Source organism: Cryobacterium sp. HLT2-28 (assembly GCF_004402495.1).
Taxonomy (GTDB): Bacteria; Actinomycetota; Actinomycetes; order Actinomycetales; family Microbacteriaceae; genus Cryobacterium; species Cryobacterium mannosilyticum.
Map to the genome: position 1 here is coordinate 26,853 of NZ_SOFH01000029.1, position 18,162 is coordinate 45,014.

Sequence of the window (18,162 nt, forward strand, 5' to 3'; positions counted from 1 at the left end):
GCGGTGGTTCAGCGGTCCTGCACGGCCTTGACGCCGAGCCAGACCGCCGCGCCGGCGACGACGGCAGCGGCGACGGCGATCCCGGCCAGGGCGGCCGGGTTGTCCTCGCCGAGGCGGTACAGCCGGAGCTTGAGCAGCCGCACCCGGTAGCGGAGCTGCTTGGGCAGGTTGAGCTTGTACTCGATCGCATCGAGCGTGCGCGCGAGTTCCGCCCTGGCCGTCATCGCGTCGGCGCGCAGTTCGGCCTTCGAACGATGAACGGCGGCGTCGCCGGTGACGGCGACCGTCTTCGCCTGGCTTCCGGTCCTGGTCTTGTCGTCAGTGCTCATACTCGCCAACTCCCTTGAACGCGTCAACGTCGTGCCGGATGCTTGCCGCGATTCCCTCTGGATCGGGGGCCGTGGCGGCCTTCACCCGGTTCACCCCGACGAGGACCAGGAGCGCCGCGATCAGCAGCAGCGCCACCGCTACGATCAGCGTGGCGAGCCAGAGCGGCAGCACGAGCGCGAGGGCGATCACGGCGAGCGCGATCAGCACGATCACGGCGAGGAAGGCGAAGACGCCGGCCACGGCGAAGAGGCCGATGCCGAGTCCGATGTTCTTCGCCTTGCCGGCCACCTCGGCCTTGAAGGCGTCGAGTTCCGCCTTGACGAGGGCGATGATCTGGCCGGGCAGCTCGCCGAGCAGCACGACGAGCGATCGCTTCGTCCTGGGGTTGAAACCATTCGGGTTGAATCCGCTGTTGCTCACAGCTGCCCCTTCCTTCGCTTCCTTGGAGTGTGCGGCTGTTACCTGGTGGCGGCGTCGTCGGACGCGGACGTCTCGGCGGCCTTCGCCGCGGACGTGGCTGCGGGCTTTGCCGCGGCGGGCTTGGTTGCCGCGGCGGGCTTGGTTGCCGCGGGGGTGGCGGGGCTATACGCGGTGCCACCGGCGTCCCTGGGCCCGGTTGTCCTGGCCTGCACGGCCGTGACGATCTTCTTGCCGGCGTCGAACAGGGCGGACGGCACGTCGCCGACCCGTTCGAGGGCGAAGTCGCGCACTTCTGTCACACGGCGTTGCACGGGTGGGGCGCTCCACAGATTCTCAGCGGCAGCCACGATCTGGTCGTAGCGCTTGCGTCCGGCGCGGGCGCCCAGGACGTAGCCCACGAGCCCACCTGTGATGAAGAGAAGCTTTCCCCGCATTGTCACTCCATTCCTCGAGGTTCATGTATCTCACCAGCGTATCCCTCCACGGGTTCACGCGCAGGGTGAAGCCGGAGCGACCCTGGTTGTCGGGGCTATTCCCAGCCTCCGGGCCGGCGTTCAGATGCCGAGCGCCCCGTGCCTGACCCTGCCGGCAGCCGCGAGGGCGTCGGGGATCACCGACGCGAGCCCGGTGCCGGCGAGCCAGGCACCGGTCAACTCCAACCCGGGCGTCGCCTCGACGGCCGTGCGCACCTGCCGCACCCGGCCGGGCGCCCCGATCGTCGCCGGCGACAGGGCGTCGCCCCACAGCGTGCGGGCGAAACCGCGCACCGCGCCGGCGTCGAGGTCGACTCCGAAGATGGCGGACGCGTCCCGCAGGGCGAGGGCGAGCAGCTCGGCGTCGGACAGGTCGACTGTCGGGCCGGCCGCGCCGGCCCGACCATAGGAGAGACGGATGACGTGGCGCCCCGGTCCGGCCGCCTCGGCGAGCCAGCCCCACTTCGCGGTCGCGTGGGTGAGAGCCTTGGCGGTCACGCCGGGGGTGGCGGCCGCGACGAGGGCTCCCGTTCCCCGGGGGTGCGCGTCCAGCTGGGGCGCGTCGAGGACGATGGTGGCCAGTTCGACCGCGGTGGTCTCCGGCCAGTCGAGCCCGGCGAGTGCTGCCAGTTCGGGGCTGAGGCCGGAGACCAGGCGAAGAGCCGGGGCGCCCGGAGTCGCGAGGATCACGAAGCGGGCCTCCCGGTCGCGGGTCGCGGGCAGTGCGGCAGGTTCGGCGGCTCCGGCAGCGGAACAGCCCGGCAGATCAGTGGCCGGGACCTCGGCCGGAGCGTCGTGGGCCGGCACCTCGTGCCGCACGACCCAGGTCTGTTCTCCGCCAGCGGGCACACCGGCGTCGTCGGGCACACCGGCCCGCCGCAGGGTCGTGACCGGGGCATCCGTCACGATCTCGACCCCGAAATGGTCGAGGTCGGCCACGAGGGCGGACACCAGCCGGGACATGCCGCCGCGCAGGCTCGCCACGGCGGAGCCGGCCGGGGCCGCGGAGCGGAGGGACAGGACCGCGCCCGACAGCGAGCCTGCCGTGGTCAGGGCTGCGTTCAGCCCGGGGGCGACGACGTCGATCTCGAGGTCGTCCGCCGCGGAGGAATAGACCCCCGCGGTGACCGGCTCGACGAGCCGTTCGAGCACGCGGCGGCCCATCCGTTTGCGCACGAGGTCGCCCAGACTGTGCTCGCGGCCGATCGTGAGCACCGGCATCAGCCGGTCGAGGTAGGCGCGCCAGGCGCCGCTCCATCCGATCACGCGGCGCACGTCGTCGGCCAGCGGGGACCCGGGGATCCCGAGCACCCCGGCCTGGGGCAGGGGGACGCTGATCGACCCGCCGCCCGGGCCCTCGTCGGGCAGGTGCAGCCAGGCGCCGGCCGGGTCCGGCGCGACCACGTCGCCGGTCAGGCCGAGCGAGTCGACGAACTCGGCGACCGCGTTGCGGCGCACCGCGAAGCTCTCGGCCCCGCTGTCCAGGGTCAGCCCGGCGACCTCGTGGCTTGCGACCGCCCCGCCCACCGCGGGTGTCGCCTCGAGCACGGTCACCGTGAGGCCGACCCGGGCGCACGCCCTGGCCGCGACGAGGCCGGCCACACCCCCGCCGATGACGATGACGTCCTGCATGTGCTTCTCAGCTCCCGGGTCGGCGAACGGTCAGGACGCGACCGTGGCGGAGGCGCCGAGCTCGTGCACGAACGAGACCAGCCGGGTGAGCACGTCCGGGTCGGTCAGCGGCGGGACGCCGTGGCCGAGGTTGAGCACATGGGCCGGCGCGGTGCGGCCGCGCTCGAGCACGTCGAGCACATGCGCCTCGAGCACGGGCCACGGCGCGGCGAGCAGGGCCGGGTCGATGTTGCCCTGCACGGGAACCACTCCGCCGAGGCGGCGATTGGCCTCGTCCAGCGGCACCCGGTAGTCGACTCCGACGACGTCGGCGCCCACCCCGTGCATCTCCTTGAGGAGCTCCCCCGTGCCGACGCCGAAGTGCACCACCGGCACGTTGCGGCGGGTGGCCGTCTCCGCGCCGGTCTGGTCGGCATCCGTGGGGACGCCGTTCTCGGTGTAGGTGAGGTCGCGGACATGCGCGATCGCCGCCGCGGATGCGGGCGCGACGTACCGGGTGTAGTCGTCCAGCGACAGGGCGCCCGCCCAGGAGTCGAAGAGCTGGGCGGCGCTGGCCCCGGCCAGCACCTGCGCACGCAGGAAGCGGCCGGTCACCTCGGCCGTCCAGGCCATCAGGGCGGCCCAGGCCTCCGGGTCGGCGTGCATCAAGGTGCGGGCGTTGATGTGGTCCTTCGACGGCCCGCCCTCGACCAGGTAGGCAGCCAGGGTGAACGGGGCTCCCGCGAAGCCGATCAGCGGGGTGGCGCCGAGTTCAGCGACCGTGCGGGCGACCGCCTGGCGGATCGGGGCGAGGCTCGTGTCGAGCACGGCCGGGTCGAGGGCGGTGAGCTCGGCGACGTCCTTCGCCGTGCGCACGGCCTTGCCGAGGACCGGACCCATGCCGGCGACGATCTCGACATCGACGCCGACCAGCTTGAGCGGAATCACGATGTCGCTGAACAGGATGCCCGCGTCGACGTTGTGCCGGCGCACAGGCTGCAGGGTGATCTCGCTGGCCATCTCGGGGTCGAGGCAGGCGTCCAGCATCCGGGTGCCCACCCGGAGCGAGCGGTATTCGGGCAGGGAGCGGCCGGCCTGGCGCATGAACCAGACGGGGGTCACCTCCGGGCGGGTGCCCTGGTAGGCCCGGATGAGACGGGCGTCGGCGGTGAGTCCGGATGCGAGGGGGTGGTGCGCTTCAAGGTTCATTTGCCTCAATTCTGTCAAACTTCACACACCCGGGCGATTCGACCCCCAGAATCGCAAAGTAGACTTCACAGGTGTTAATCTGCCTGTCCGCCAGTCACAAGAACTCCAGCTTCGACGTGCTGGAGCGGTTGTCTGTCGGTGCGGGCGACGCAGCGGCCGGCATCCTGGCGCGCCACCCGGCCCTGGTCGGAGCCGTCGTCGTGGCCACCTGCAACCGCTTCGAGGCGTACCTCGACCTGGACGAACCGACCGGCAGTTCCCCCCGGTTCGCCGTGCGCGCCGCGATCGACGGCGTCAGCGCGAGCACCGGCGTGGCCGTCGAGGTGCTGCGTGACACCCTCGAACTCGTGCACGGCAACACCGTCGCCGAGCATCTCTTCGCCGTCACCAGCGGCCTCGAATCCGTCGTCGTCGGCGAGGGCGAGATCGCCGGCCAGGTGCGGCGCTCGCTCGAACAGGCCCGGCTGGTGGGCACCACGAGCCCGGAGCTGGAGCGCCTGTTCCAGCGTGCCTCGCAGACCTCCCGCGGAATCAAGAACCGCACCGGGATCGGCGCGGCAGGCCGCTCTCTCGTGCGGCTCGCCCTCGAACTGGCCGAAAGCCGCATCCCCGACTGGACCGAGACCCAGGTGCTCCTGGTCGGCACCGGGCGCTACGCCGGCGCCTCCCTGGCCGCTCTGCGCGACCTCGGTGCCGAGAACGTGCGGGTCTATTCCCCCTCGGGCCGCGCCCGCAAGTTCGCTTCCTCACACCGGATCACCGCGGTCGCCGAGTCGGACTTCGCCGTGGCGGCCGCGAGCGCCGACCTCATCCTCACCTGCACGACCGTCGAGCACCACGTGATCACCGCCGCACTGCTCCGGGCCGGGCGCGCCCAGGGTGGGGCCCCGGCGGATGCCGCACCGCCGGCAACCGTGTGCCCGGTCGGCGAGTCGCCCGGGTCGTCACTCTCTCCAGAGGCCCCCGGGTCACCGGAGACTCCGCAGCGGCTCATCATCGACCTCGGCCTGCCGCGCAACGTCGACCCCGATGTGACCGAGCTGGCCGGGGTTGAACTGCTCGACCTCGAGACCATCCGCATCCACGCCCCGCTCGAAGAGCTCAACGCCACCAGCGACGCCCGCCTCCTCGTGGGACGGGCCGCCCGCAAGTTCTCCGCGGTCGCCGAGGAGCAGAGCCTCGCTCCGGCGGTCGTCGCCCTGCGCAGCCACATCTTCGGCCTCCTCGACGCGGAGATCGAACGGGTCCGCCGTCGCAGCGACTCGACCGAGCAGACCGAAGCGGCGCTGCGGCACTTGGCCAGCGTGCTGCTGCACACCCCGATGGTGCGCTCCCGAGAGCTCGCCCGGGCCGGCGAGCAGGCCGCCTTCCTGACCGGGCTCGACGCGGTGTTCGGCATCCAGGTCGACCTGCCCGCCGTCTCCGGCACCCCGGGCGACGTCGAAATCTCCCCCGCCGCCTCATGACGGCGGCCGTCCTCGTGCGCCAGCCGTCATGAGGCGACGTCGAGATCTCCCCCGCCGCCTCATGACCGTGGCCGTCCTCGTGCGCCGGCCGTCATGAGTGAACCGGGGCCGCACGGCGCGTTCCCGTTCGCCGCCCACCCGGTCCGAACCCGGCGCCTGCTGCTCCGCCCGCTGACCGCGTCCGACGCCGAGGAGGTCGCCGCCTACCAGGGCCTGCCCGAGGTCGTGCGGTACCTGCCGTGGCCGGTTCGGAGTCCCGAGGAATCGCGGGAGCACACCATCACCCGCGCCGGGTTCACCCGGCTGGCCGAGGACGGCGACGCCCTCATCCTCGCCGCGGAACTCGTCGGCGCGGCCGGAGCGCCCGGGCCCGTGATCGGCGACCTCAGCGTGTTCCTCAAGAGCCGGGAGCACGCCCAGGTCGCGGTCGGCTGGGTCTTTCACCCCGACTGGCACGGCCAGGGCTTCGCCACCGAAGCCGCCGGCGCCCTGCTCGACCTCGCGTTCGGGGAGTTGGGCGCGCACCGGGTGTTCGCCGAACTCGATCCGCGGAACGAAGCATCCGCCGCCCTCTGCCTGCGGCTGGGGATGCGCCTCGAGGCGCACTTCGTCGAGACCGAGTTCTTCAAGGGCGAGTGGTCCGACCTGCAGGTGTTCGCGATCCAGGCCCGCGACCGGCCGGTCGCACGATGAAGGCGGTCTGGTTCGAGCGCTTCGGCGAGTTGCCCGAACTGCGGGAGGTGCCCGACCCGGTCGCCTCCCCAACGGGCGTCGTCGTGCGAGTGGAGGCGACCGGCCTCTGCCGCAGCGACTGGCACGGCTGGCTGGGGCACGACCCCGGAGTCGCGCTGCCCCACGTTCCGGGCCACGAACTCGTCGGGGTGATCGACTCGGCCGGACCCCTGGTGCGCCGGTTCCGGGTCGGCCAGCGCGTCACGGTTCCGTTCGTCTGCGCCTGCGGCGACTGCCCGGATTGCGCGGCGGGAAACGCCCAGGTCTGCCGCAACCAGACCCAGCCGGGCTTCACCCACTGGGGTTCCTACGCCGAACTGGTCGCGCTGCACGACGCCGACGTCAACCTCATCGCCGTGCCGGACGCTCTCGACGCGGGGGCCGCCGCCCTGCTCGGCTGCCGGTTCGCCACCGCTTATCGCGGCCTGGCCCACCAGGCCCGCCTGGCTCCCGACGAGACACTCGTGGTTGTCGGGTGCGGCGGCGTCGGGCTCTCCGCGGTGATGATCGGCGCCGCCCTGGGCGCGACGGTGATCGCGGTGGACATCAGCGGGCCTGCCCTCGGCGCGGCCGCCCGGTGCGGAGCCGCGCACACGGTCGATTCCTCCGGCCTGGACGACGACGAGGTTCTCGCCCGCATCCGCGCCGCCGCCGGGAGCGCGGGCGTGCAGGTCAGCGTCGAGGCGCTCGGCCGGGAGGACACGGTCTCCATCGCCATCCGCTCCCTGGCCGCCCGCGGTCGCCACGTGCAGATCGGCCTGCTGGCGGAGGACCCGCGGATGCCGCTCGGCGACGTCATCGCCCGGGAGTTGACGGTGCTCGGCAGCCACGGGATGCCCGCCGCCGACTACCCGGCGCTGCTCGCCCTGGTCGAATCGGGCCGGTTGCGCCCCGAGACCCTGGTCAGCCGGAGGATCACCCTCGCCGAGGCGCCGGCCGCCCTCGCGGCGATGTCGGACCCGGTGCCGCCGGCCGGCGTCACCCTGATCGAGGTCGCCCCGCGCCCCGCCTCCAAGTCAGGCCGCGTCGCCAATTCAGGCTGAGCCCGCGGCTGAGCCCGCGGCTGAGCAGCGGACCGGCGCGGGCTACGCGCCGCGGAGGCGCTCGGCGAGGTAGGCGTCGAGCTTGTCCAGCGGCACGCGCTCCTGCGCCATGGTGTCGCGGTCGCGCACGGTGACGGCCTGGTCCTCGAGCGAGTCGAAGTCGACCGTGACGCAATACGGCGTGCCGATCTCATCCTGGCGACGGTAGCGGCGGCCGATCGCACCGGCGTCGTCGAAGTCCACGTTCCACGACTCGCGGAGGCGGGCGGCGAGCGCCTTGGCCATCGGCGAGAGCGCCTCGTTGCGGGACAACGGCAGCACGGCGACCTTGATCGGCGCCAGGCGCCGGTCGAGCCTCAGCACGGTGCGCTTGTCGACGCCGCCCTTCGCGTTCGGCACCTCTTCCTCGTGGTACGCGTCAACCAGGAAGGCCATCAGCGAACGGGTCAGGCCGGCGGCCGGCTCGATCACGTAGGGAACCCAGCGTTCGTTCTTGGTCTGGTCGAAGTAGGACAGGTCCTTGCCGGATGCCGCGGCGTGCGTCTTCAGGTCGAAGTCGGTGCGGTTCGCCACGCCTTCGAGCTCGCCGAATTCGCTGCCGCTGAAACCGAAGCGGTACTCGATGTCCACGGTGCGCTTGGAGTAGTGGGAGAGCTTCTCGGCGGGGTGCTCGAACAAACGCAGGTTGTCGGCGTCGATGCCGAGGCCGGTGTACCACGCCATCCGCTGGTCGATCCAGTACTGGTGCCATTCCTCGTCCGTGCCGGGCTCGACGAAGAACTCCATCTCCATCTGCTCGAACTCGCGGGTGCGGAAGATGAAGTTGCCCGGGGTGATCTCGTTGCGGAAGCTCTTGCCGATCTGGCCGATGCCGAACGGCGGCTTCATCCGGGCGGCCTGCAGCACATTGGCGAAGTTCACGAAGATGCCCTGGGCTGTCTCCGGCCGCAGATACTGCATGCCGGTCTCGTCGTCGACCGGGCCGAGGTAGGTTTTGAGCAGACCGGAGAACGCGCGCGGTTCGGTCCAGATGTGCCGGTTGCCGCAGTTCGGGCAGGGGATGCCGTCGATGCCGCCCTCGGGCGGGCGGCCCTTCTTCTCCTCGAATTCCTCCTCGAGGTGGTCGGCCCGGAAGCGCTTGTGGCAGCTCGTGCACTCCACCAGCGGGTCGGAGAAGACCTCGACGTGGCCGGATGCCTCCCACACCTTGCGGGGCAGGATCACCGAGGAGTCCAGGCCCACCACATCGTCGCGGCTGGTGACCATGAAGCGCCACCACTGCTTCTTGATGTTCTCCTTCAGCTCCACCCCGAGCGGCCCGTAGTCCCACGCGGAGCGGGATCCGCCGTAGATTTCACCGGCCTGGAAGACGAACCCGCGGTGGCGGGCGAGGGCGATGACGGAATCGAGGCGGGTGGGGGCGGCCACGGTGGCTCCAATGGTCGAGGGTGGGAGAGTGTGTCGCGAGCGGGCGGAAGCCCGGCGGGCGCTCAGCCCATTTTAGGCGTTTGCCGCCGCTCCGCCGCCAAGCTGTTAGCCTTGCTAAGGAATCCCGCAGTCCTTGCGGTACCTCAAGGGAGAGATCATGGGCACCAGGCCCCGCACGCCACACGAGTCAACCGAGGGGGCTGGGGTGCTGGATCGGGATCCGGCCCTGCTGGCCGTAGCCCTCGACCAGACCACGCACGACGCGGAGGAGGCCCACTGGACCCCCGCGAAGATCGCCATCTGGGGCGGTATCTCGCTGCTCGGTGGCCTCAGCTGGGTGATGCTGGCCGTGGTTCGCGGGGAGACCGTCAACGCCATCTGGTTCGTCTTCGCGGCCGTCTGCACCTACCTCATCGGCTACCGCTTCTACTCGAACTACATCCAGAAGCACCTGCTGAGGCCCGATGACCGGCGGGCCACCCCGGCCGAGTACAAGGCCGACGGCAAGGACTACGCCGCCACCGACCGCCGCGTGCTCTTCGGCCACCACTTCGCCGCGATCGCCGGCGCCGGACCGCTCGTCGGCCCCGTGCTGGCCGCGCAGATGGGGTACCTGCCCGGCACGATCTGGATCATCGTCGGCGTCGTCCTCGCCGGCGCGGTGCAGGACTACCTGGTGCTGTTCTTCTCGATGCGGCGCGGCGGCCGCTCCCTCGGCCAGATGGCCAGGGACGAACTCGGCAAGGTCGGCGGCACGGCCGCGCTCATCGCGACCCTGGCCATCATGGTGATCATCGTGGCCATCCTCGCCCTCGTCGTCGTCAACGCCCTCGCCGCCAGCCCCTGGGGCGTCTTCTCGGTCGGGATGACCATCCCGATCGCGCTGCTCATGGGCTGCTATCTGCGCTTCTTCCGCCCGGGCAAGGTCACCGAGGTCTCGATCATCGGTTTCGTGCTGCTCCTGGCCGCCATCGTCGGTGGCGGGATGATCTCGAACACCGAGTGGGGTGCGGCGTTCTTCCACGTCGACCCGCTTCCGCTCGCGATCGGCATCATCATCTACGGTTTCGTGGCCGCCATCCTGCCGGTCTGGCTGCTCCTGGCCCCGCGGGACTACCTCTCGACCTTCATGAAGATCGGCACGATCGGCATGCTCGCGATCGCCATCATCATCGTTCGCCCGGAGATCTCGGTGCCGGCCTTCAGCGAGTTCACCGCCAACGGCGGCCCGGTCGTGAGCGGTTCGCTCTTCCCGTTCCTCTTCGTCACGATCGCCTGCGGCGCCCTCTCCGGCTTCCACGCCCTGATCGCCTCCGGCACGACGCCGAAACTGATCGAGAAGGAGCGCCAGACCCGGTTCATCGGCTACGGCGGAATGCTGATGGAGTCGTTCGTCGCGATCATGGCCCTGGTGGCCGCCGTGTCGATCGACCGCGGCATCTACTTCGCGATGAACTCCTCACCCGCACTCACCGGCGGCACCGTGGAGGGTGCCGTCGCGTTCGTGAACAGCCTCGGCCTGACCGGCGTCAACCTGACCCCGGACATGCTCACCCAGACGGCGAAGGATGTCGGTGAGGCCAGCATCGTCTCCCGCACCGGCGGCGCTCCCACCCTCTCGGTCGGCCTGGCCCACATCATGCAGCAGGTCGCCGGCGGCAGCGGGATGATGGCGTTCTGGTACCACTTCGCGATCATGTTCGAAGCGCTGTTCATCCTGACCGCCGTCGACGCCGGCACCCGGGTGGCCCGGTTCATGCTCCAGGACAGCCTGGGCAACTTCTTCCCGAAATTCAAGAACACGTCCTGGCGCGCGGGCGCGTGGCTCACGACCGGGATCATGGTCCTGGCCTGGGGCGCCGTGCTGATCATGGGAGTGACCGACCCGCTCGGCGGCATCAACACCCTGTTCCCGCTCTTCGGAATCGCCAACCAGCTCCTAGCGGCCATCGCGCTGGCCGTCTGTATGGCCATCGTCGCCAAGCGCGGGATGTTCACGTACCTGTGGATCGTGGCCCTGCCGCTGGCCTTCGCCGCCGTCGTGACCATCTCGGCGTCATTCCTGAAGATCTTCTCCACCGTTCCGGCGGTGGGCTACTTCGCCCAGAACCGCGTCTTTTCCGAGGCGCTGGCGGCCGGCGAGACGAGCTTCGGAACCGCGAAGACCGTGGCCGCGATGGAGGCCGTCGTGCGCAACACGATGGTGCAGGGCATCCTGTCGGTGCTCTTCGTCGTGCTGGCGATCATCGTCATGGTGACCGCGATCCAGGCCACCTGGCGCTCGTGGAAGAGCCGCGACTTCGGCACCAACGAAGACCCGGCCGTCCCGTCGCAGATGTTCGCCCCGTCCGGCTTCCTGCCGACACCGGCCGAGAAGGAACTCGGCGCCAGTTGGGAGGCCCAGGCCAGGCTGGAGAAGCCGGGTAAGGCGAAGCGCTGATGAACACCGTCGAGCTCCTGAAGAAGGGCGCCAGGGACCTTGCCTGGTTCGTCAAGGGCGTGATGGGGGAAGACGCCTACGACAAGTACAGGGCCCATCACGAGTCGCGGCACCCCGGGGCCGACGCGACCCCGGTGCTCACCGAGCGCGAGTTCTGGCGGGACCAGACCGACCGTCAGGACACCAACCCGCAGGGACGGTGCTGCTGAACCGGCACGCCCCGCTTCAGCGCACTGGGCGCCTGACCCGGCCCATGAACGGATGCCTCCTCGCCAACGCGGGGAGGCATCCGTTCGCCCGGCCCCGGTTCAGGTCGCCCGGCCCCGGTTCAGCTCAGCCGGCCGCGGCGCGTTCGGCCAGGATCTCGTCGACCGACGTGATGCTGATCAGCGGGGCGTAGAGGGCCATCACGTCGAGCGCGCGCCGGTGGTCGGCGTCGCTGAGGCCGGCACAGGCATCCGCCACCACCCGCACCCGCACGCCGTCGTCGGCCGCGGCCAGCGCCGTGGAGATCACGCAGCAATCGGTGGAGACGCCCGCGAGCACGATCTCGCGGGGGTCGTCGAGGGCCGCACGGGTTGCGGCGCTCCACTTGCCGAAGGTGGGCCGGTCGATCAGCCGGGCGTCCAGCGGCGGGATCTCGGGCACGAGGTCGTAGAGCGCACGGTTCGCCGGGTCGAGCGCGAACGGCCAGTCCTGGTAGTACGGGATCCAGGCTCCCCCGGGTTTCTCCGGTGCGAGGAACCGGGTCAGGGCGACCCGCCGGCCGAACGCGGGTCGGAGCCGGGCGGCGCCCGCCGCGGCCTCGGCGAAGCGTGGTGTGAACCAGTCGCTGCCCGGTTCGCCGAAGATGCGCTGCAGGTCGATCAGGACGAGCCACGAACCATTGTCCACGCCGGAAGCGGCGGCGGACCTGCCCGGGGAACCCTCCGGTGCGGCGCTCATGCCGGCAGGAGCTCCTCGGCCGCCTGGTCCTCGCCGGGGACCGGCAGGGCTTCCTGCGCCCGAACGGTTCCGCGGCCGAAGAGCAGGGTGCCGCCGAAGCCGATCACGAGCGCGGCGAGCACGCCGAGGTTGGCATAGGCCCACTCCCCGCCTCGGCCGCCGAGCCCGAACGGGTCCAGCAGGTAGCCCTGCCAGGCGAGCCAGTCGGCGAAGCCGTTGGTGACCATGCCCCAGCCGACGATGGACCCGACCGCAATCAGCACGATCGAGAGCACCCGCACGCTGCCGTAGCGCCCGGCCGGGTCGAACAGTTCCTTCACCGCGTAGCTCTTCTTGCGAAGGAGGATGTCGGCCATGAAGATGCCGCACCACGCCGCGACGGGAACGCCGAGGGTGATCAGGAAGCCCTGGAACGGGCCGAGGAAGCTGCCCGCGAAGAAGACCACGTAGACCGCACCGAGCACCATCAGCACGCCGTCGATGCCGGCGGCGACGAACCGGGGCACCCTGACGCCGGTGGTGAGCAGGGCCAGGCCGGAGGAGTAGATGTCGAGCACGGCGCCGCCGACGAGGCCGAGCACGGCCACCAGGGCGAAGGGGATGAGGAACCAGATCGGGAGGATCGTCGTGAGGGCCCCGATTGGGTCGACCGCGATCGCGCTGCTGAGCTCGGCGGAGGAACCGGCCAGGAGCAGCCCGAACAGCAGCAGGATGATCGGCGCCAGCGACGCGCCGAAGGTGGTCCAGGCGACGACGCCGGTGCTCGAGGCCGACCGGGGCAGGTAGCGGGAGTAGTCGGCCGCCGCGTTGACCCAGCCGAGTCCGAAGCCCGTCATCATGAACACGAGGGCGCCGATCACCTGCGGGGTGCCGCCGCCGGGGATCGCGGCGAGTGTGTCGAAGTTGATCTGGTCGGCGACGAGGATGACGTAGACCACCGTGAGGATTCCGGTGATGATCGTGATCCACTTCTGCAGCTTCATGATGAAGTCGAAGCCGAGCACCCCGCCGACGACGATCAGCGCGGCCACCACCACGAGTGCGACGACCTTGGTCAGGATGCCGCCCTCCCAGCCGAGTTCGGTGAACACGGTCGCCGTGGCGAGCACGGCGAGGGAGGCGAGCACGGTCTCCCAGCCCACGGTGAGCAGCCAGGACAGCGCCGACGGCACCCGGTTGCCGTTGATGCCGAAGGCGGCCCGGCTGAGCGTCATCGTCGGGGCGTGGCCGCGCTTGCCGGAGAGTGCGATGAAACCGCAGAACAGGAACGAGACGATGATACCGACGAGCCCCACGATCGTCGCCTGCCACAGGGAGATGCCGAAGCCCAGCAGGAAGGAGCCGTAGCTGATGCCGAGCACCGAGACGTTGGCGGCGAACCACGGCCAGAAGAGGTCCCGGGGGTGCCCCTTGTGCTCGCTCGAATGGATCGCGTTGATGCCGTTCAGCTCGATCTCCAGGGCCGAGCCCGCGGCCCGGCCTTCTGCGTCGATCAGCGGTGGGGTGGACATGCGAAGGTCCTCTCGTCGAACCTGCCAAAGCCTGTACTGCGGAGACTAGGGCGGGGCGCGGATGCCTGTCAAGGCCGGGCCGGACGCGCAACGACCCGGCGGGGGCGCCTGTGGACTTCAGCCGGTCAGTGCACGTATTCGAGCAGGTCCATGCCGACCGCGCGCATCCCGTCGAGCACGGCGAGCCTGGCCGAGAGTGCCGTGTCGGCGAACGACATCGACACCGCGTAGGTGACGCCGGCGCGCGGCCCGCGGAGAATGCCGACCTCACTGCGCACGCCGGCACCGGTGCCCGTCTTGTTGACCAGCAGCATGCCGTGGTCGCCCTGGCGGTGGGCGAGCGGGTCGAAGCCGAAGGCGCTGGCCACCATGGACAGGTCGTTGCCCAGGGAGAGCCAGCCGATCACCCGTTCACTGGCGGCGGCGTCGACGATCTCGCCGCGGGCGAGCGCCGTGAACAGCCAGGTGAGGTCCTTGGCGCTGCCGACCGAGAGCTGCGGCGCGTGGTCGGGCCCGCGCTCGTCGCGCACGAGGTCGAGCAGGGCCGTGCGGGAGAGGCCGAGCTGTTCGGTGCGGGCGCGCACGGCGTCCAGGCCGACCGCCCGGATGAGCACATTGGCGGCCAGGTTGTCGCCGGTGGCGCCGATCAGGGCGGCGAGGTCGGCCACCGGCAGCGACGGGGCCTGCAGGTGCTGCCAGATGCCCGAGCCGCCGACCGAGTCGAGCGGGGTGCGGTCGAGGATCGTGTAGGCGCCGAAGTCCGCCTCGCGCAGCCGGGCCGCGACCTCGATCAGGAGGAGCACGGTGCCGATCCCGGCGGTGGGCATCACGACATGGTCGTCGACGGAGAACAGCACCCGGCCGGTGGTCAGGTCGGTGGCGCGCGCCGACACCTGCACCCCGTGCACGGCGAGGTCACCCAGGGCCTGGAAGCCGCGGCCGAAGTTGGCGTTCGCCCCCGCCCCGCCGTGCTTCCCGGGTGGCGCAGAGGAGTGGCGGGACCGTCGCTCTGAGTCCTGGGATGGCTTGACCACCGGATGCGGGTCCTTCCGTGCGCCGGGCCTGCTGGCCCGGCACCACCATAACCCAACGAGGTTGGAGGATTCTTGCGAAGAAGCCCGCTACCAGATGGTGACGCGCTTGTCCGGGGCGAGCCAGAGGGCGTCACCCTCGGCCACGCCGAAGGCGTCGTAGAATTCGTCGATGTTGCTCACGATCTGGTTGCAGCGGAATTCGTTGGGCGAGTGCGGGTCGATCGCGAGCAGCCGGATGGCCTCCTCGTCGCGCATCTTGAGCTGCCAGGCCTGCGCCCAGGAGAGGAAGAAGCGTTGCGCGCCGGTGAAGCCGTCGATCACGGGCGGCTCGGCGCCGGCCAGGGAGATCAGGTAGGCCTTCCACGCGATCGAGAGGCCACCGAGGTCGCCGATGTTCTCGCCGATGGTCAGGGCGCCGTTGACGTGGTGCTCCGGAACCTGCCGGGGGGCCAGGACGTTGAACTGCTCGATCAGGGAGCTGGTGCGTTCCTCGAACGCGGCGCGGTCATCCTCGGTCCACCAGTCGGTGAGCAAACCGTCGCCGTCGTACTTGGAACCCTGGTCGTCGAAGCCGTGCCCGATCTCGTGGCCGATCACCGCGCCGATCGCACCGTAGTTGGCTGCCGCATCCCGGTCGGCGTCGAAGAACGGCACCTGCAGGATGGCCGCGGGGAAGACGATCTCATTGAAGCCCGGGTTGTAGTACGCGTTGATGGTCTGCGGGGTCATGAACCACTCGTCGCGGTCGAGCGGGTTGCCGATCTTGCCGAGCTCCCGCTGGAACTCGAACTCGTTGGCCCTGCGCACGTTGGCGATGAGGTCGCCCGCGTCGATGGCCAGCGTCGAATAGTCGCGCCACTTCACCGGGTAGCCGATCTTCGGGGTGAACTTCTCGAGCTTCTCGAGCGCCCGGGAACGGGTCTCCTCGGTCATCCAGCCCAGGTCGGCGATGCTCCGGCGGTAGGCCTCGACGAGGTGGGCGACGAGCACATCCATGCTGGCCTTGGCGCTCGGCTGGAAATGGCGCTCCACGTAGATGCGGCCGACGGCCTCGCCCAGGGCACCCTCGACCAGCGACACCCCGCGCTTCCAGCGGTCGCGCAGCTGCGGGGTGCCGGTGAGGGTGCGGCCGTAGAAGTCGAAGCTGGCGTCGACGAAGTCGGCCGACAGGTACGCGGCACTCGAACGGATGACCTGCCAGCGCAGCCAGTCCTGCCAGGCGGCGAGCCGGTCCTCAGTGAGCATCTCGGCCAGGCCGGTGACGAAGCTGGGCTGGCGCACGACGACCTCGTCGAACGCCGCGGCCGGGGCGTCGAGCCCCTCGAGCCAGAGCTGCAGGTCGGCCCCGGCGGCGAGCGCGGTCACCTGGCCCCAGGTCTTGAGGTTGTAGGTCTTCTCGCTGTCGCGGGAGCGCACCTTGTCCCAGTGGTGGGTGGCCAGTTCGGTCTCGAGGTCGAAGACGCGGGCGGCCCGGGCGGCGACGTCCGTGAGGCCGGCGAGGCCGAACATCCGCTCGACGAAGGCCTGGTAGGCCTCCCGGATCGCGCCGGAGGTCTCGTCCCGGTAGTAGGACTCGTCGGGAAGGCCGAGTCCGGCCTGCTCGACGAAGACGAGGTAGCGTTCGGGGTTTCCCGGGTCGTTGTCGACGTAGAGCTGGAATGCGCCGGCCACTCCGGCCCGTTCCAGGCGGCCGAGGGTGCCGAGCAGCACGGGGATGGAGGAGATGCCGTCGACGGTGGCGAGATCGTCGGCGAGCGGGGTGGCGCCGAGCGCCTCGACCTTCTGCTCGTCGAGGAAGCTGGCGTAGAGGTCACCGAACTTGCGCTCCTCGGTGCCGGGCTGGGCCGTCTGGGCCTCGAGGATGATCTCGCGCACGGCCTTCTCGGACTCCTCGGCCAGGAGGTAGAACGACCCCCAGCGGGCCTTGTCGGAGGGAATTTCGGTGCGATCGATCCACTTGCCGTTCACGTGGCGGAACAGGTCATCCTGTGGACGCACGCCCGGGTCGAGTTCGTCGCGGTCGATTCCGGATGCGGTCCCCTGATCAGTCATGCTCCCAGCCTATTCGCTGCGTCGGCCCGATCCACCTCGCCGAACTGAGAGTTGGGCACCCTCCCAGCCGCCGAAAACGCGCCGAACTCTCAGTTCGGCGAGGGGTCGGCGGCTACTCTGGAGCATCACCATCCTCCGCCCGCAGCCCATCGACCGCGAGATCCTGCGCCTCGCCATTCCCGCCGTCGGCGCTCTCATCGCCGAACCCCTGTTCCTGCTCGCCGATTCGGCGATGGTCGGGCACCTCGGCGCGGTGCCCCTGGCCGGGCTCGGACTGGCCGGCGCGGTGCTGCAGACGATCATCGGCCTGATGGTGTTCCTCGCCTACAGCACGACCCCCGCGGTGGCCCGCTGGCTCGGCGCCGGCGACCGCGGGCGGGCGGTCTCGGTCGGCATCGACGGCCTCTGGCTCGCCCTCGGCCTGGGCGTGCTGCTGGCGACGGCCGGGTGGTTCGCCGCCCCGGCGCTGGTCGGCGCCTTCGGGGCCGAGTCGGCCGTGACGGAGGCCGCCGCGGGCTACCTGGGCCTCTCGATGCTCGGACTCCCGGCCATGCTGCTGATCTTCGCGGCCACGGGGCTGCTCCGCGGGCTGCAGGACACCCGCACCCCGCTCTGGGTGGCCGGGCTCGGCTTCTCCGCCAACATCCTGCTCAACCTGTGGTTCATCTACGGGCTCGGACTCGGCATCGTGGGCTCGGCGCTCGGCACGGTCGTCGCCCAGTGGGCCATGGTCGCCGTCTACCTCGTCGTCGTGGGGCGCCACGCCCGCCGTGAGGGGGCACGGCTGCGCCCGCACCGCGCGGGCGTGCTGCGCGGGGCGTCGAGCGGCGGCTGGCTCTTCCTGCGCACGGTCAGCCTGCGCGCGGCGATGCTGCTCGCGGTGTTCGTGGCGACCCGGCTCGGCTCACCCGAGCTGGCGGCCTTCCAGATCGCGATGACCGTGTTCGCCACCCTCGCCTTCGCGCTCGACGCGCTGGCCATCGCCGCCCAGGCACTGGTCGGCCGCGGCCTCGGCGCCGGCGACCTGGCCGGCGTGCAGGCCGTGCTCCGGCGCTGCCTGGAGTGGGGCGTGCTCAGCGGCGCGGCCCTCGGACTGCTCGTGATCCTCGGCAGCGGCGGGCTCGGCAGCCTCTTCACGAACGCCGCGGAGGTGGCGTCACTGCTGCCGGCCACGCTGGTCGTGCTCGGGCTCTCCGTTCCGCTCGGCGGCGTGGTCTTCGTGCTCGACGGGGTGCTGATCGGCGCGGGCGACGCGCGCTACCTGGCCGTCACGGGCGTCGTGAACCTGGCCGCCTTCGTTCCGCTGGCCGTCGGCGTGCTGGTCTGGGCGCCATCCGGGGCTGCCGGGCTGGCGTGGCTGATGGCCGCCTTCGCCCTCGGCTACCTCGGCGCCCGCGCGGTCACCCTGGGTCTGCGCACCCGCGCCTCGAGCTGGATGGTCGTCGGGGCGCGCTGAACCGGCCCGGCG

The 18,162-nt window shown here is 70.9% G+C and carries 16 protein-coding genes; 6 read left to right on the forward strand and 10 right to left on the reverse strand.

Annotated elements, in window-relative coordinates; genetic code table 11:
• Positions 1-8 precede the first annotated feature (8 nt).
• From E3O48_RS15070 to hemE, 5 genes are all read right to left on the reverse strand, one after another.
• The gene (locus tag E3O48_RS15070; protein ID WP_134540039.1) at positions 9-329 is read right to left on the reverse strand and encodes a DUF3618 domain-containing protein; all 321 of its coding nucleotides are present in this window, start codon (positions 327-329) and stop codon (positions 9-11) included.
• Positions 319-750, reverse strand: a complete 432-nt coding sequence (locus E3O48_RS15075) for a phage holin family protein (RefSeq protein ID WP_134507797.1) — start codon at positions 748-750, stop codon at positions 319-321. The genes E3O48_RS15070 and E3O48_RS15075 overlap by 11 nt, the downstream gene beginning before the upstream one ends.
• A 38-nt stretch (positions 751-788) precedes the next feature.
• The gene (locus E3O48_RS15080) at positions 789-1,184 is read right to left on the reverse strand and encodes a hypothetical protein (protein WP_134540041.1); all 396 of its coding nucleotides are present in this window, start codon (positions 1,182-1,184) and stop codon (positions 789-791) included.
• Positions 1,185-1,304: 120 nt separating this feature from the next.
• Entirely contained in the window at positions 1,305-2,855 is a 1,551-nt protein-coding gene (locus E3O48_RS15085) for an NAD(P)/FAD-dependent oxidoreductase (RefSeq protein WP_134540043.1), read from the reverse strand.
• Positions 2,856-2,885: 30 nt separating this feature from the next.
• Positions 2,886-4,043 (reverse strand): uroporphyrinogen decarboxylase, encoded by a 1,158-nt coding sequence (gene hemE, locus E3O48_RS15090; protein ID WP_134540045.1) that lies wholly within the window; start codon positions 4,041-4,043, stop codon positions 2,886-2,888.
• 71 nt (positions 4,044-4,114) lie between these two features.
• Here hemE and E3O48_RS15095 point away from each other — a divergent pair, with 71 nt between their 5' ends.
• From E3O48_RS15095 to E3O48_RS15105, 3 genes are all read left to right on the forward strand, one after another.
• On the forward strand, positions 4,115-5,509 hold the full coding sequence (locus tag E3O48_RS15095) for a glutamyl-tRNA reductase (protein ID WP_134540047.1): 1,395 nt from the start codon (positions 4,115-4,117) through the stop codon (positions 5,507-5,509).
• Positions 5,510-5,602: 93 nt separating this feature from the next.
• Positions 5,603-6,202 carry a GNAT family N-acetyltransferase gene (locus E3O48_RS15100; protein WP_134540049.1) on the forward strand — a complete coding sequence of 200 codons (600 nt, stop codon included), beginning with the start codon at positions 5,603-5,605 and terminating at the stop codon, positions 6,200-6,202.
• The gene (locus E3O48_RS15105) at positions 6,199-7,284 is read left to right on the forward strand and encodes an alcohol dehydrogenase catalytic domain-containing protein (RefSeq protein WP_134540052.1); all 1,086 of its coding nucleotides are present in this window, start codon (positions 6,199-6,201) and stop codon (positions 7,282-7,284) included. Before E3O48_RS15100 ends, E3O48_RS15105 begins: the two co-directional genes overlap by 4 nt.
• Positions 7,285-7,326: 42 nt before the next feature.
• On the opposite strand, the gene E3O48_RS15110 is transcribed toward E3O48_RS15105, so the two are convergent.
• Positions 7,327-8,712, reverse strand: a complete 1,386-nt coding sequence (locus E3O48_RS15110) for a glycine--tRNA ligase (RefSeq protein ID WP_134507784.1) — start codon at positions 8,710-8,712, stop codon at positions 7,327-7,329.
• Positions 8,713-8,869: 157 nt separating this feature from the next.
• Between E3O48_RS15110 and E3O48_RS15115 the strand changes: the two genes are divergently transcribed.
• Positions 8,870-11,152 carry a carbon starvation CstA family protein gene (locus tag E3O48_RS15115; RefSeq protein ID WP_134540055.1) on the forward strand — a complete coding sequence of 761 codons (2,283 nt, stop codon included), beginning with the start codon at positions 8,870-8,872 and terminating at the stop codon, positions 11,150-11,152.
• The gene (locus E3O48_RS15120) at positions 11,152-11,361 is read left to right on the forward strand and encodes a YbdD/YjiX family protein (protein WP_134540058.1); all 210 of its coding nucleotides are present in this window, start codon (positions 11,152-11,154) and stop codon (positions 11,359-11,361) included. The genes E3O48_RS15115 and E3O48_RS15120 overlap by 1 nt, the downstream gene beginning before the upstream one ends.
• A gap of 124 nt (positions 11,362-11,485) precedes the next feature.
• On the opposite strand, the gene E3O48_RS15125 is transcribed toward E3O48_RS15120, so the two are convergent.
• From E3O48_RS15125 to E3O48_RS15140, 4 genes are all read right to left on the reverse strand, one after another.
• Positions 11,486-12,097 carry a cysteine hydrolase family protein gene (locus tag E3O48_RS15125; protein WP_134540061.1) on the reverse strand — a complete coding sequence of 204 codons (612 nt, stop codon included), beginning with the start codon at positions 12,095-12,097 and terminating at the stop codon, positions 11,486-11,488.
• Positions 12,094-13,608, reverse strand: coding sequence for a cytosine permease (locus E3O48_RS15130; RefSeq protein WP_134507776.1), 1,515 nt, complete (start codon positions 13,606-13,608; stop codon positions 12,094-12,096). The genes E3O48_RS15125 and E3O48_RS15130 overlap by 4 nt, the downstream gene beginning before the upstream one ends.
• Positions 13,609-13,733: 125 nt before the next feature.
• The gene (locus E3O48_RS15135) at positions 13,734-14,642 is read right to left on the reverse strand and encodes a serine hydrolase (RefSeq protein WP_134540064.1); all 909 of its coding nucleotides are present in this window, start codon (positions 14,640-14,642) and stop codon (positions 13,734-13,736) included.
• An 87-nt stretch (positions 14,643-14,729) separates the two neighbouring features.
• Positions 14,730-16,694, reverse strand: coding sequence for a M13 family metallopeptidase (locus E3O48_RS15140; RefSeq protein WP_134540067.1), 1,965 nt, complete (start codon positions 16,692-16,694; stop codon positions 14,730-14,732).
• Here E3O48_RS15140 and E3O48_RS15145 point away from each other — a divergent pair.
• Positions 16,693-18,150 (forward strand): MATE family efflux transporter, encoded by a 1,458-nt coding sequence (locus E3O48_RS15145; protein WP_134540070.1) that lies wholly within the window; start codon positions 16,693-16,695, stop codon positions 18,148-18,150. The two genes, E3O48_RS15140 and E3O48_RS15145, sit on opposite strands and share 2 nt — an antisense overlap.
• The last annotated feature ends 12 nt before the right edge of the window (positions 18,151-18,162 follow it).